The following is a 14293-nucleotide window of genomic DNA, read 5'->3' as shown; positions in this document are numbered from 1 at the left end:
AATAGCGGGCACGCGAAACTGCGGAGCTCAGATCAATTGGCGCTTGCGCCGATTTCCTTGTCCCAGCGGTCAAGCAGTTCCTTGCGCTTGGCCGGATCGCCATAGGTCTTGAAGTCATAATCGATGAGCTTGATGTCTTCGAACTTCGGCGCTTCCGGCGGAACAACCGCCGCCTTGTTTGATGGCAGCTGGAAGGATTTCGCTTCCTTCATGTGCGACTGCACCTCGGCAGACAGCGCCCAGTCATACCATTTCTTCGCCGCATCGAGATTGCGCGCGCCCTTGACGATCGACATGGAGCCGATTTCGTAGCCCGTGCCTTCGCATGGCGCGACGGTTTTCACCGGGAAGCCTTCGACGGTCTGGGCCACCGAGTCATGCATGAAGACGATACCGAGCGCCGTTTCACCGCGCGCCGCGGCCTTCACCGGAGCGGAACCGGACTTCGTGTACTGCGAGACATTGGCATTGAGCTTCTTCAGATAGTCATAGGCCTTATCCTCGCCCATGATCTGCACCAGCGATGCGAGCGCCGTATAGGCTGTTCCCGACGAGTTCGGATTGGCCATCTGGATCTCGCCCTTGAAGGACGGATCGAGCAGATCGGCCCAGCACTTGGCTTCCTTCATGCCCTTTTTCTTGACGATATCGGTGTTGTAGCCCCATCCCAGCGCCCCGGCATAGACGCCGACGGTCTTGTAGCCGGAACTTTCCGCCTGCTTCTTGGCCCAATCCTGCAATTGGTCGAGCAGCGGCGATTTATATTCCTGTGTCAGGCCCTCGGACGCGGCCTGCAGATGCGGATCGCCCGTGCCCGCCCACCAGATATCGGTCTTGGGGTTGCGCGCCTCGGCGCGGATTTTTGCATAGGTTTCGCCCGATGACAGGCGCACCATGTTGACCTGAATGCCCGTATCCTTCTCAAACATGCCCTTCATCAGCTCGCAGATGACGACATCGGCCGAGCAGATCAGATTGAGATTGTCCGCCGCACGCGCCTCCATCGGCATCATCTGGATACCGGCGACAAAAGCAGCAGCAATGGCAAAGACTGAACGCATGAATTTCTCCTCCCTGAAAAAACGGCACCTCCATGCCGCTGCTTGTTTTGCAAGCGTGTGCAAAAGTTTCACATGCGAACAGTTCATGTCAAGCCGGCTTATTGATTTTGTCCGATTAAATTTGAATATGCTTGCCTTGCGAAGAAGAGCAATCGTGTGCAATCTATGGAAAAACCGAATGTTGCCCGGGTGGAAATCTCGTTGAACAAGTCATTCATCAGCGCCGAAGACGTTGCAAAAAGAGCCGGTGTGTCGCGCTCGGCGGTTTCACGCACGTTCACCCCCGGCGCCAGCGTGTCCGACGAGACGCGCCGGCGCGTCATCGAAGCAGCGGACGCTCTCGGCTATCACGTCAACCAGCTTGCCCGCGGCCTGATGCGCAGCGAAAGCGGCATCGTCTGTCTCGTTGCCTCGGAGATGGACACGCCCTATCGCGCCCGGCTGGTGCGGGAACTGTCCCATGCGCTGCAGAAGGCCGGCAAGGTGTGCATGATCATCAACACCGACCGCTCTGACGGCAGCGTCGATGCCGCCCTGCGGCAGACGCTCAATTACCGGGCGGACGCGTCGATCCTGCTCTCCGGCCTCCCCGACAAGGCGATCACCAAACTCTGCCTCGACAGCGGGCAGCGCATTGTCCTGATCAACCGGGATGACGAGATCGAAGGGCCGTTCCGCATCAATCTCGATGACAGGCGCGCCGCGCGGGCGGCCGTCAATGCCTTCCTGCGTGCCGGCTGCCGCCGTCTGGCCTTTGCCAATTCGGCCGTCGGCACGCCAAGCCTGATGGCGCGCGAGCATGGTTTCATTGCCGCCGCCGCCGAATTCGGACTGGAGGTGACGGTGATCCGCCACGGCAACACGGTCTATGAGAGCGGGCAGCACATTGCCCGGATGCTGTTCACCCAGCCGACCCGGCCCGATGCAGTGTTCTGCGTCAACGATCTCATGGCGTTCGGGCTGATGGACAGCGCACGCCACGATTTTGGCCTGCGCATTCCGGACGAGCTTTGCGTCACCGGTTTCGACGACATCCCCCAGGCCGACTGGTCGTCCTACGCGCTGACAACATTTGCCCAGCCGGTCGAGGACATCGTCAGCACCAGTGTGGAGTGGCTGACCAATGACGCCGACGAGTCCGGATTGGACAACCGCTCCGTCAGCCTGCACGCATCGATGGTCTGGCGCAAAACCATCCGCACGCCGGGCCGATAGAACCGGCTAATCCGTGGAAAAACTGCCCCAGACACGCACCCTGCCGCGTCCGGCGCGCTTTGCTTCGTAGAGAGCCCGGTCTGCCAGGTTCACCAATGCATCGGCGCCGTCCTGCGTGGCGGCGGGCAACTGTGCGAGCGCGCTGATGCCGATACTGACCGATGTCCGGCCGGCCGGAACATCCTCTTGATCCAGATGCAGGCTGGCGACGGCCTCCAGCAGGGTCGCGGCAATGTCCGCCGCCTCATCGATGCTGGCGCCCGGCAGCAGCGCCGCAAACTCTTCACCGCCGAAACGCGCGACAACGCCGGTGCCCTTCCCGATCACCTTGCTGAGGACACGCCCCACCTGCACGAGGCACCGGTCCCCGGCCAGATGGCCATACACATCATTATAGGCCTTGAAGTAGTCGATATCGATCATCAGCAAGGCCAGCGGCTGCCCGTGATCACTCGCCCGCTCATATTCCCGCTTGAGCAGGCGGCTGAACTTGCGCCGGTTCGGCAGGCTGGTCAGATGATCGCTTTCCGACAGCTTTTTCAGCTTCCGGTTGGCTTCGAGCAGCTTCTGCTCCAGCTCCATCCGCAACCGCACGGTTGAGGACAACTCTTCTTCAATCTGTTTCTGGCTGCTGATGTCGACGCTGGTTGCCAGCAGCCGCAGCGGCGATCCGTCGGGACCATATTCGACGATCTTGCCGCGGCTGAGTATCCACGCTTCACCGCCATTGCCGCGCGGCACCCGGTAAACCGCTTCGAAATGCGGTTTCCGGCCGCTGACAACATCTTCGAATGCCTGGATCGTGCGGGCCTTGTCATCGGGATGCACGATGTCCCAGGCCACGTTCTCCGCCGCCGGGCTGGCCGGGTCCAGCCCGAGCAGGGTCCGGTATTGCGGCGAACGCCAGACCCGGTTCGTCGCAATATTCATATCCCATATCCACTGCCCGGCACTCTCGAGCGCATAGGTCGTGCGCTGCTCGATTTCGGCCAATCGCTCGGAAATCTTGGTCATGGTGGTGATATTGGTGTAGGCCACCGAAATTCCCGCCACTTCCCCCAGATCATTGGTCACCGGAGCGGCGGAAATCATCAGTGTTTCAGCCCCCCGCTGCATCGTGTGATCGGGAATGGGCTTTTCCTTCAGGGCAGCGATCAGGCTGGCGCGCAGCAAGGCGGCATGGTCGGGCACCACATCCTCCACCGACCGGCCAACCGCAAGATCGCTGCTGACATCAAGCATCCGGGAAAGCTGATCGTTGACCGTGACAAAGATGCCGTCGCGATTGAGATAGCAAAGCCCGACCGGGACCTTGTCATAGACGGCTTCAATCTGGAGCAAGCGGTCGCCACCACGCTCATTCTGGGTGTCGAACGGTGAGTTTCGCGACTTACTCGATGGCATTACGCAATCTTCGCTCCTCTGCAGTCACCCACCGCATACGTCTACTTTGGCGACGGGAGAGCCGGAGCGTCAAGTTAAATACTGCAATCTAAGGTTAATTATCATTCACCTGTTCAACCTTGTTACTGGCCGAGAAAGCAGTGGGCTAAGCGATCTGGATGCGCTGCTGCTTCTCGAACCGCTTGATCAACCGGTCGCGCTTGAGCCTCGACAGCCGGTACAGCCAGAAAATGCCGTCGAGCTGATCGATCTCGTGCTGCAGGCAAACCGCAAGCAGCCCGTCCGCTTCCTGCGTCTGCGCCGTGCCGGATATATCCTGATAGCGGATGCGGATTGCCGCCGGGCGTTCGACCTCGTCATTCATGCCGGGCATCGACACGCTGCCCTCCATGTTCCTGACCAGCACATCCGATGACCATTCGATCACCGGATTGATGTAGGACCGCACACCCTGACCATCCGCAAGCTCGATGACAACGACACGTTTGAGAACACCGATATGCGGCGCGGTTATGCCGATGCCCGGCGCATCGCGCATCGTGTCGAGAAGATCGGCAACGAGATGCTGCAAACCGTCATCGAATACGGTGACAATGTCTGCCCTCGCCCGCAGATCGGGATGGGGAAATTTCAGAATCCTGCGGATCGTCATATCGATACTCCAGCCGGGCCGCGTGGCAGATCAGCAACGCACCGGCTTCCTGTTGCCTCAAACCGGTGCCTGAATGCAAGCTTGCTTTACAAGCGGCACCCCGCCCGATAATCCACAGGAGAATACTGCGGTCTTCGTTATCCGACGGACTGACCCAACGAGGCTGATGCATGTCCTCCAGCGAAACCGAGATCAAGCAACAGGTTCTGCCCAAGGGCGCGCTGTATATGACGCTGCTGGCTTTGGCCACGACGATTGCCTCGTTCATCGTCATGATGGGCATCACCAGCATCTCGCCGACGAAAGAGATAACCCAGCTCATCATCGCGGCCAACACCGTTTCGATCCTGCTGCTGGTCTATCTGTCCTATGCGACGGTGCGCAAACTCTTCCTGTTCAAGAACAAGGAAAAGCACAATGACCTGCACACCAACATTGCCTTCATCTTTGCACTCATCGCATCGATTCCGTCGATCATCGTGGCCTGTTTTTCCCTGATCATCCTCGACAACCGGCTGAACTCCTGGATCAACGTCGACAACAACAAGATCATCGACATGTCCATCAAGGCCGCGCAGTCCTATACCGAGGACAATGCGCAAAACCTTTTGACCACGACTCTGTCCATGGTCATCGAGCTCGACCAGCGGCGCATGCTTTTCAGCCTGGATCGCGGCGCCTTTTCCGACTGGCTGACCTATGATGCCGGCCGCAACAACCTTTTGGGCGCATCCCTGGTCGATTCGAGCGGCACGCCCGTCGTCAGCGCCAGCCTCATCAACGACCATACCTTGCCGCCGGTGCCCCTGTCGGCCCTGCGCGGCGCCGCCGGCGACCGGCCGGTGCTGATCCCGCCGGGCGCCACCAATCTCGTCGGCGCGGTGATCAAGACCCAGGCCCTGCCCGATCTCTATCTCTACACCGTGCGCACGATCGATCCCTCGGCCCTCAACAACATGCGGATCATGACGGACAACAACAGCGAGTACCAATCGCTGGCCAGCAACCGCAAGAACACGCAGATCGCCTATGCGCTGCTTTACATCGAACTGACGCTGCTGCTGCTGCTCACCGCCGTCTGGACGGGCATCGCGGTAGCCAACCGCGTGGTCCAGCCGATCCGCCTGCTGATCGGGGCGGCGGAAGAAGTGGCAACCGGCGATTTCGACGTCTCGGTTCCCGTGCGCGGCTCCGATGGCGACATCGGCTCGCTGTCCCTCACCTTCAACAATATGGTGCAGCAGCTGAAGACCCAGCACACCGACCTGATTTCCGCCAAGGAGCAGATCGACGAGCGCCGGCGCTTTACCGAAGCCGTGCTTTCGGGGGTGACCGCCGGGGTGATCAGCGTCAACACGGAAGGCGACATTGCCGTCATCAACCGGCCGGCGGAAACCATGCTGCTGGGTGATCACGTCTCCACCATCGGCAGCAACCTGACGGAGCTCCTGCCGGAATTCGGCGAAGTGTTCACCACGGCGCGTGACAGCGGCCGCTCCTCGAGCCGCAAGCAGATCGCCATGACCCGCAACGGCGTCGCCCGCTCCTTCAACGTCCAGATCACCCGGGAAGATGCGGACACGCACAACACATCCTACGTGGTGACCGTCGACGACATCACCGATCTGGTGGCCGCGCACCGCTCCTCCGCCTGGGCCGACGTGGCCCGGCGCATCGCCCATGAGATCAAGAACCCGCTGACGCCCATTCAGCTTTCCGCCGAACGGCTGCGCCGCCGCTATGGCAAGGTGATCACCGAGGACCGCGAGGTTTTCGACCAGTGCACCGAGACCATCATCCGGCAGGTCGGGGATATCGGCCGCATGGTGGACGAGTTTTCCGAATTTGCCCGCATGCCCAAGCCGCAACTGGCGGCGACCGACATCCGCGATGTGCTGCGCGATGCATCCTTCCTTGTCGAAATCAGCAACAGCCAGATCAAATTCGCCCACGAATTCGCCGACGAACCGCTGATCGGCAATTTCGACAGCCGCCTTTTGGGGCAGGCATTCGGCAACATCATCAAGAACGCGTCGGAATCCATCGATGCGGTGCTGCAGTCGGGCGTCATCAGCGAAGGCCATATATTGGTGCGGGCCATGGCAGCCGGTCCTTCCATCGTTGCCGAGGTGCTGGACAACGGCAAGGGCCTGCCGGCTGAGAACCGCCACCAGCTGCTGGAGCCCTACGTGACCACCCGCGAAAAGGGAACGGGACTTGGCCTGGCCATCGTCAAGAAGATTGTCGAGGATCACGGCGGGCAACTGGAAATGCACGACGCACCGGCCAGTTTCCATGCGGGGCGCGGTGCCCTTGTCCGAATGGTCTTTCCAAGAGTGGTCGTTTAACGAAAAGTTAACGCAATTTCACGACTCCGATATCAAATGTGATGATTCTGTGGCGGACAACAAATTGAGCGGCACATCCAAAAGTGCTATTGTCGGCTTGCTGTTATCCGGATGGCTGAACACCCGTTCCGCACGCTCCGGCAGCAGGACATGAATCACTCCGAGCAAAAACGATCGTTGGCCATCAGAGTCAGCGGCGGGTGTTCGTGATCCTTGAGAACGCGCCGGATTATCCGGCTACGCTCAACAGGAGGCAGGCGATGCGACACGTTAAGGAAAATGGCGATTTATCCAATTGGATGACGTGCTCGGTCATTTTGTTCGGCGCACTGATGGTGACTGCGGTTATCCTTGCAATCTGATCATCCGATAAACATCGCAGATCAATCTCCGGCGATACGCGAGCGAGCGTATCGCCTTTGCTTGCTGTTTTGCCGGCGCACCCTTCCACCCCGTGACATCGCACTTGCGGCCGGTGCGATCACCTTCCCGTTACTACCTCTGGTAAGCACCGCTTTTCTGTGCCAACAATCGCCTATGCTGCGTTGACTTTGACACCTGTCCCACGGGATGCGGATAACCGAGGAGCGGCCGAATGATAGCCCTGAATATAAACGGCGAAGAGCGCAATGTGGACGTGCCGGAGGATATGCCTCTGCTCTGGGTGCTGCGTGACGTGATTGGCCTGACCGGCACCAAGTTCGGCTGCGGCATTGCCCAGTGCGGCGCCTGCACCGTGCAGCTGGACGGGCGGCCCGTGCGCTCCTGCGTCCTGCCTGTCGCCTCCGTCGGCGCCCGCAAGGTCACGACGATCGAGGCCATCGGCGCCACGCCCGCAGGCAAGAAGATACAGGACGCCTGGCTTGATCTGGAGGTCATTCAGTGCGGCTACTGCCAGTCCGGGCAGATCATGTCTGCCTCGGCCCTGCTCGATCGCAATCCCGACCCCAGCGACCGGGATATCGATGCGGCCATGTCCGGCAATATCTGCCGGTGCGGTACCTATACCCGGATACGAGCGGCGATAAAACAGGCCGCGAAGGCCTGAGGAAATGGAGATAGCCAGCATGAGCAAGCCATCCTCCTCCCCCTCCCCGAAAACAGCCACCTCGCGCCGCGCCTTCCTGCAGGGCAGCGGACTGCTGCTGGGATTTGCATTGTTCGGCGCAGGCATCAAACCGGTGCTTGCGGCGAGCACCGCACAGCCGGTTGACGGCGATGTCACCGCCGCCTTTGCGCCCGATGCCTTCATCCGCATCGGCACGGACGGGCTGATCACCCTCATCCTTCCCAATATCGAAATGGGCCAGGGCACCCATACCGGCGAAGCGACGCTGATTGCCGAGGAACTGGAAGTCAGCCTCGATCAGGTGAAGGCCGTCGATGCGCCGCCGAACGACAAGCTCTACGCCACGGCAGCCTTGGGCGGACAGGCGACCGGCGGCTCCACCTCCATGCGTGCCACGTGGGAACCCCTGCGCAAGGCCGGCGCAACCGCGCGGATGATGCTGGTTGCCGCAGCCGCCGCGGAATGGTCGGTGCCCGTGAGCGAATGCGTAGCCAGGCTTGGCGTGGTGACCCACCAGCCAACCGGACGCCAGCTTGCCTATGGCGCGCTTGCCGACGCGGCAGCCAGGCAACCCGTGCCGGCCGAGGTAAAACTGAAGGACCAGAAGGATTTCCAGCTGATCGGCAAGTCGAGCCGCAGGCTGGACACGCCGGGCAAGGTCAACGGCGCCGTGAAATACGGGATCGATATCCGCGTGCCTGACATGAAGGTGGCAACCGTCGCGGCCTGCCCTGTCCTCGGCGGCAAGCTCGGGGATGTCGACGACAAGGCCGCGCGCGCCATTCCCGGCGTGCGCGATGTCGTCCGGCTGGACAACGCCGTTGCCGTGATCGGCGATCATTTCTGGGCGGCGAAAAAGGGCCTGGAAGCCCTCGATATCACCTGGGTCGAAGGGGCGAACGCCAACCTTGCCAGTGCCAACATCATGGCGGCGCTGAAAGCCGCATCCGAGCGCAAGAAGCCGATCATGGCGCGCCAGGAAGGCGATGTGGACGGCAGGATGAAAGCCGCCGCCACGAAGGTCGAGGCGACCTACGAGCTGCCATTCCTCGCCCATGCCCCGATGGAGCCGATCAACTGTGTCGTGCATGTGCGGCCCGATGAGTGCGAAATCTGGGTCGGCACGCAGGTCCCGGCTATCGCACAAGGGCTTGCTGCAAAAGTAACCGGCTTTCCCCTGGAGAAAGTCATCCTGCACAACCAGCTCATCGGCGGCGGCTTTGGCCGGCGTCTCGTGGCGGAATCCGTGGCGCAGGCTGTCGCCATCGCCAGGCAGGTGAGCTATCCCGTCAAAATCATCTGGACCCGGGAAGAGGACATCCAGCACGACCTCTACCGCCCCGCCTATTACGACCGCATAGCCGCCGGGCTGGGTGCCGACGGATTGCCGGCCGTCTGGGTCGACCATGTGGCCGGCGGTTCGGTGCTCGGAAACTACATTCCGGGCGGCTGGCCCGAGGACAAGCTTGACGATGACGCGGTCGAAGGCGCGGCCAAGCCGCCCTACGACCTGCCGGTCATTCAGGTCGACTGGGTGCGCGAGGACCCGCCCGTTCCCATCACCTGGTGGCGCGGGGTCGGCCCCACGCACAATGTCTTCGTGGTTGAAAGCTTCATGGATGAACTCGCCCATGCGGCGGGCAAGGACCCGGTGGAATACCGCCGCGCCCTGACCAGGAACCAGCCGCGTGCGGCGGGCGTGCTTGAACTTGTCGCCGAGAAATCCGGCTGGGGAACGCCGCTTGCCGCCGGCATGGGCCGGGGCATCTCCCTGCACGATGCCTTTGGCAGCTACATGGCCGCGGTGCTGGAAATCTCGGTTTCTCCGGCGGGCGAAATCACGCTGCACCGCGCCGTCGTGGCCGTCGATTGCGGCATCACCATCAACCCCAACACGGTGGAAGCCCAGATCGAAGGCGGGCTGATCTTCGGTCTTTCCGCCGCGCTCTACAGCGGCATCACCTTCACCGATGGCCGCGTCGACCAGAGCAATTTCCACGACTACCGCATCCTGCGCAACAATGAAGCGCCGAAGATCGAAATCCACCACGTCAAGAGCAGCGAATCCCCTGGCGGTATCGGCGAGACCGCAACGGTTTCGGCAGCGCCCGCCCTTGCCAATGCCATCTTCGCGGCCACCGGCAAGCGCCTGCGCACGCTCCCCTTCAACCGCGACGACTTGAAAACCGACGGCACCGACAAGAAAAGCGTGTCGATGATTCCACCGCTCGCGGCCCCTCTGGCGGCAGCATTGGCGAGCGCAAAACCGGCCGATACCGAACTCGAAAAGCTGTGAGACCCTGAATCATGAAAAGACTCGGCCTCCTCCTGCTCGCCGCCGTGGTTGTCATTGCGGCAGGCGTCGCGATCTTCCTGTTCAAGCCGGCCTCCTTGCCGGATGTTTCCGCGGCGCAGGCGAAGCTGCCGACAGGACAGGCGCTGATCGATCGCGGTGAATATCTCACCCGCGCCGCCGACTGCGTTGCCTGCCACACCACCGCCGGCGGCAAGCCCTACGCCGGAGGGCTCGCGTTCAAACTGCCGTTCGGCACGATCTATTCGCCCAACATCACGGCGGACAAGGATACCGGCATCGGCAATTGGAGCGATGCGGAATTCGTGCGCGCGCTGCATCAGGGCATCGACAGGGACGGGCAGAATCTCTACCCCGCCTTTTCCTATGCCGCCTATGCCCAGATGACGACGGAAGATGCACTGGCGATCAAGGCCTATCTCTTCAGCCTGCCGCCGATCAAGGCCGACGCGCCGAAGAACGAACTGGGTTTCCCCTTCAACCAGCGCTATGTCATGCGCTTCTGGAACCTGCTTTTCGTGCCGAGCGGCCCGCTGCAGCCTGCCCCGGCACAGACGGCTGAATGGAATCGCGGCGCCTATCTGGTCGAAGCCATGGCTCATTGCGGCGAGTGCCACACCCCGCGCAACGTGTTTTACGCCGTCGACAATGGCAGAAAATTCGCAGGGGCCGAACTGCAGGGCTGGAAAGCCTACAATATCAGCTCGGACAAGCGCACCGGCATCGGCGGCTGGAGCGACCAGCAGCTCTTCGACTACCTCTCGAAAGGCCATGCGGAGGGGCGCGGCGCCGCCACCGGCAGCATGGGGGAAGCCGTCGACTTCAGCCTGCGTCATCTGACGCCGGAAGACATCAAGGCCATCGTCACCTATGTGAAATCGGTGCCGCCCCAGACATCCGCTGACAATGCGATCGTCGAGGCCGAACCGGCTACGCTCACCGCATCCACCGCCTATGCCCCTGCTGCGGACGCGCAGGATGGGCTTGGGCTCAAACTTTTCCAGGGTGCCTGCGCCAGCTGTCACGGCTGGAACGGCGAGGGTCTGCAAACGCCCTATGCCGCGCTGAAAGGCAGCCGGACCGTCAACGATCCCGACGGTACCAACCTGATCCAGGTTATCCTCAAGGGCGCGCATATGACCACGCCGCAAGGCAGACAGTCCATGCCGGCCTTCGCCAATGCCTATTCGGATGTCGAGATCGCGGCGTTGAGCAACTACGTGCTGGGGCATTTCGGCGGCAAGCAATCAGCCATTACGCCCGCGGATGTGGCCAAGGCGCGCACGCAATAGACAGTAGGGCAGCATAATCGAGATATCACTTGATTTAGGGAATGATCTTTCCCTATATTAGGGCATGACCGAAACCACCGCATCTGACACCATGCGCGGCCGTGGCCGCCCCCGCGAATTCGATATGAACGAAGCGCTCGACAAGGCTTTGCGCGTCTTCAGCGAACGCGGCTACCACGCCACCTCGATCGGCAATCTGACCGACGCCATGCAATTGGCTTCAGGCAGCGTCTACAAGGCGTTCAAGGACAAGCGCGGCGTGTTTCTAGCCGCCTTTGACCGGTACCGGACCGTGCGCAGCGGCAAGCTGCGCGCCGTCGTCGATACGGACAAGACCGGCTACGAACGCATCCGCGACGCCTTGACCCTTTATGCCGATGTCTCGCATGGCCAGACAGGGAAATTGGGCTGCCTTGTCGTCAGTTGCGCCAGCGAGCTGGCAACGTTCGATCCGGAGGTCGCGAAAAAAGTCGCGGCTGCTATGGATAGCAATGAAGCCGTGCTGCGGGACCTGATCGAGCTGGGCCGGAACGACGGCTCGGTGCCTGCCCATGTCGATGGCAAGGCGACGGCGCGGCTGCTGCTCTGTCTGGTGCAGGGCATGCGCGTTGTCGGAAAAACCGGCCGTACACGCGAAGAAATGCTGGCCGCCGTGACCGTGGCCATGAAGACCCTGACCTGATCGCATCCATCAATAAACGCTCAATTCCCTCCCAAGGAGTTACCCATGTCGTCCCCCCATTCAGACACCCCGTCTGATCATCCGGCCATTTCCCCGTGGCTGACACTGCTGCTGGCGACCGCCTGCGGGCTGATTGCCGCCAATCTCTATTACGGCCAGCCGCTGGCCGGGCCCATCAGCGCGGAACTTGGCATGTCACCGGCAGCCGCCGGCCTCATCGTCACGCTGACGCAGATCGGCTACGGCCTCGGCCTGCTGCTGATCGTGCCGCTGGGCGATCTCTTCGAAAACCGCCGCCTGATCCTGACCGTCATTTTCGCCGGCGCCGCCGCGCTGCTCGCTGCCGGACTGGTCACCCATCCCCTGCCGTTCCTCGCCGCCGCCCTCTTCATCGGGCTCGGCTCGGTCGCCGTACAGATCCTCGTCCCCTATGCCGCCCACATGGCTCCGGAAGCCGCACGCGGCAAGGTTGTCGGCAATGTCGTCAGCGGCCTGATGCTGGGCATCATGCTGGCGCGCCCCGCCTCCAGCTTCATCGCGCAGTTTTCCTCGTGGCACGTGGTGTTCTACCTCTCCTCCGCCGCGATGATCGTCCTGATGGTCGTGCTGGCATTGGCCCTGCCGAAGCGGGTTCCCGCCTCGAAACTCGCCTACCGCCACCTGCTGTCTTCCATGGGCCGTCTGGCGGTGACAACGCCGATCCTGCAGCGCCGCGCGCTGTATCAGGCCAGCATGTTCGGAGCCTTCAGTGTGTTCTGGACCACGACACCGCTGCTGCTGGCCGGACCGGAATTCGGCCTGTCGCAGGGTGGCATTGCCCTGTTTGCGCTGGCGGGTGTTGCCGGCGCCATTGCGGCCCCCATTGCCGGACGCTGGGCCGATCGCGGCCTGACGCGCCCGGCAACGATCTTTGCCTTGCTGCTGGTATCGGCATCGTTTCTGATGACGCATCTGGCGCCGCATGGCTCGGCACTGGCGCTCGGCCTGCTCACGGCAGCCGCCATCCTGCTCGACTTTGGCGTCACCACCAATCTCGTGCTGGGACAGCGGGCGATCTTCTCGCTCGGACCGGAATACCGCAACCGCCTGAACGGGCTTTACATGGCGACATTCTTTGCCGGCGGCGCCATCGGTTCGGCCGTCGGCGGCTGGGCCTTTGCCCATGGCGGCTGGTGGCTGACCTCCTGGATCGGCTTTGCCCTTCCGGTGCTGGCGCTTCTCTATTTCACCACGGAAAAGCGCGCCGTGCTGGTGCCCGCCACATGAAACTCAGTGCGGGGCCGCCAAAGCCCCGCAGCCCGGCACGTCCTCCAGCCGATAATAGACCGGGATACCCCGCTCATTGGCAAGGCGGACATCATTGTCCGCCCCCTTTGAATCGCCGGGCAGGCGCAGGATCGCATCGCACAGCGCGATCAGCCGCCCGGCCGCCGGATGGAATATCTGGTCGTAGAGCGCATCGCCGATCGTCTTGCCGCCCGCCGCATGCCATACGGGCAAGGCCACCCATTCGCCGATCATCGGCAGATGTCCGGCCTGAAACAGCGGCCAGGACACCTCCTCCAGCCGCTTGAGATTGTCAGCCATCTTGCCGGCATCGTCATTGGTTCCGGACCGGTATGGCCCGGCGATCAGAATAAGCATGTTCTTCTCCGTATGTGTTGTGAGGATCAAGCGAAAATGTGCAGGGCGGCGTGCTGCAGCAGCATGATTGTCTTGCCGTCCTGAATGGCGCCGCTGCCGATCATGGCCAATGCCTGGGCAAAGGGCAGTTCGAGGACATCGATATCCTCACCCTCGGCTGCTTCGCCGCCGCCATCCGAAACCTGGTCCGACGAAGCGTATTCCCCGACAAAGAAGTAGAGCTTTTCGGTCACCGACCCCGGACTCATGAAGGCTTCGAAGACTTTGCGCACATGCTGCACGCGATAGCCGGTCTCCTCCTCCGCTTCCTTGCGGATGCGCTCCTCCGGCGAGATATTGTCGAGCAGCCCGGCAGGTGCCTCGATCAACAGCTCGCTGCAGCCATTGACGAAGGCGGGGTAGCGGAACTGGCGCGTCAGGATGACCGTGCGCCGCGCCCTGTCATAGAGCAGGATCACCGCGCCATTGCCGCGATCATAGGTTTCCCGGTTCTGCGTCTGCCACGTGCCATCGCGGCGCAGATAATCGAATGTCGTCTTTTTCAGCACGAACCAGTCATCGGCAAGAATTTTCACGGTCCGGACACGGACACGGTCGGCAAGCTTGGTCATT

General features: G+C 61.8%; 12 protein-coding genes. 7 read left to right on the top strand and 5 right to left on the bottom strand.

Going from position 1 to position 14293, the window contains the following annotated elements:
• Positions 1 to 32: 32 nt before the first annotated feature.
• Positions 33 to 1061, bottom strand: a complete 1029-nt coding sequence (locus ACZ25R_RS08515) for an ABC transporter substrate-binding protein (protein WP_472460713.1) — start codon at positions 1059 to 1061, stop codon at positions 33 to 35.
• 165 nt (positions 1062 to 1226) lie between these two features.
• Here ACZ25R_RS08515 and ACZ25R_RS08510 point away from each other — a divergent pair, with 165 nt between their 5' ends.
• A complete protein-coding gene (locus ACZ25R_RS08510; RefSeq protein ID WP_472460712.1) occupies positions 1227 to 2276 on the top strand; it encodes a LacI family DNA-binding transcriptional regulator in 1050 nt (349 codons plus the stop codon).
• Between the two features lie 6 nt (positions 2277 to 2282).
• Here the strand turns inward: ACZ25R_RS08510 and ACZ25R_RS08505 are convergent, their stop codons facing one another.
• Positions 2283 to 3680 carry a sensor domain-containing diguanylate cyclase gene (locus ACZ25R_RS08505; RefSeq protein ID WP_472460711.1) on the bottom strand — a complete coding sequence of 466 codons (1398 nt, stop codon included), beginning with the start codon at positions 3678 to 3680 and terminating at the stop codon, positions 2283 to 2285.
• Positions 3681 to 3825: 145 nt separating this feature from the next.
• Positions 3826 to 4332, bottom strand: coding sequence for a peptide deformylase (locus tag ACZ25R_RS08500; protein WP_472460710.1), 507 nt, complete (start codon positions 4330 to 4332; stop codon positions 3826 to 3828).
• Between the two features lie 170 nt (positions 4333 to 4502).
• On the opposite strand from ACZ25R_RS08500, the gene ACZ25R_RS08495 reads away from it, so the two are divergent.
• The 6 genes from ACZ25R_RS08495 (at position 4503) to ACZ25R_RS08470 (ending at position 13303) form a co-directional block, all read left to right on the top strand.
• Positions 4503 to 6680 carry a sensor histidine kinase gene (locus ACZ25R_RS08495; protein WP_464661272.1) on the top strand — a complete coding sequence of 726 codons (2178 nt, stop codon included), beginning with the start codon at positions 4503 to 4505 and terminating at the stop codon, positions 6678 to 6680.
• Between the two features lie 595 nt (positions 6681 to 7275).
• Positions 7276 to 7728, top strand: a complete 453-nt coding sequence (locus ACZ25R_RS08490) for a (2Fe-2S)-binding protein (RefSeq protein WP_223612668.1) — start codon at positions 7276 to 7278, stop codon at positions 7726 to 7728.
• Positions 7729 to 7747: 19 nt separating this feature from the next.
• Positions 7748 to 10045: a xanthine dehydrogenase family protein molybdopterin-binding subunit gene (locus tag ACZ25R_RS08485; RefSeq protein WP_472460709.1), complete on the top strand. Its 2298-nt coding sequence runs from the start codon at positions 7748 to 7750 to the stop codon at positions 10043 to 10045.
• A gap of 11 nt (positions 10046 to 10056) precedes the next feature.
• Positions 10057 to 11355, top strand: a complete 1299-nt coding sequence (locus ACZ25R_RS08480; RefSeq protein ID WP_472460708.1) for a c-type cytochrome — start codon at positions 10057 to 10059, stop codon at positions 11353 to 11355.
• Positions 11356 to 11419: 64 nt separating this feature from the next.
• A complete protein-coding gene (locus ACZ25R_RS08475) occupies positions 11420 to 12037 on the top strand; it encodes a TetR/AcrR family transcriptional regulator (RefSeq protein ID WP_472460707.1) in 618 nt (205 codons plus the stop codon).
• A gap of 45 nt (positions 12038 to 12082) precedes the next feature.
• Positions 12083 to 13303: an MFS transporter gene (locus ACZ25R_RS08470; protein ID WP_472460706.1), complete on the top strand. Its 1221-nt coding sequence runs from the start codon at positions 12083 to 12085 to the stop codon at positions 13301 to 13303.
• A gap of 3 nt (positions 13304 to 13306) precedes the next feature.
• Here ACZ25R_RS08470 and ACZ25R_RS08465 read toward each other — a convergent pair whose 3' ends face one another.
• Both ACZ25R_RS08465 and ACZ25R_RS08460 read right to left on the bottom strand, forming a co-directional pair.
• The gene (locus tag ACZ25R_RS08465; protein WP_223612663.1) at positions 13307 to 13681 is read right to left on the bottom strand and encodes a DUF4406 domain-containing protein; all 375 of its coding nucleotides are present in this window, start codon (positions 13679 to 13681) and stop codon (positions 13307 to 13309) included.
• Positions 13682 to 13707: 26 nt separating this feature from the next.
• On the bottom strand, positions 13708 to 14292 hold the full coding sequence (locus ACZ25R_RS08460) for an NUDIX domain-containing protein (protein WP_464661277.1): 585 nt from the start codon (positions 14290 to 14292) through the stop codon (positions 13708 to 13710).
• Position 14293: the final 1 nt, after the last annotated feature.

Source organism: Phyllobacterium sp. RCAM01083 (genome assembly GCF_055685835.1).
The sequence above is the reverse complement of the archived record's forward strand: the minus strand, read 5'-3'. Positions and strand labels throughout refer to the sequence as shown.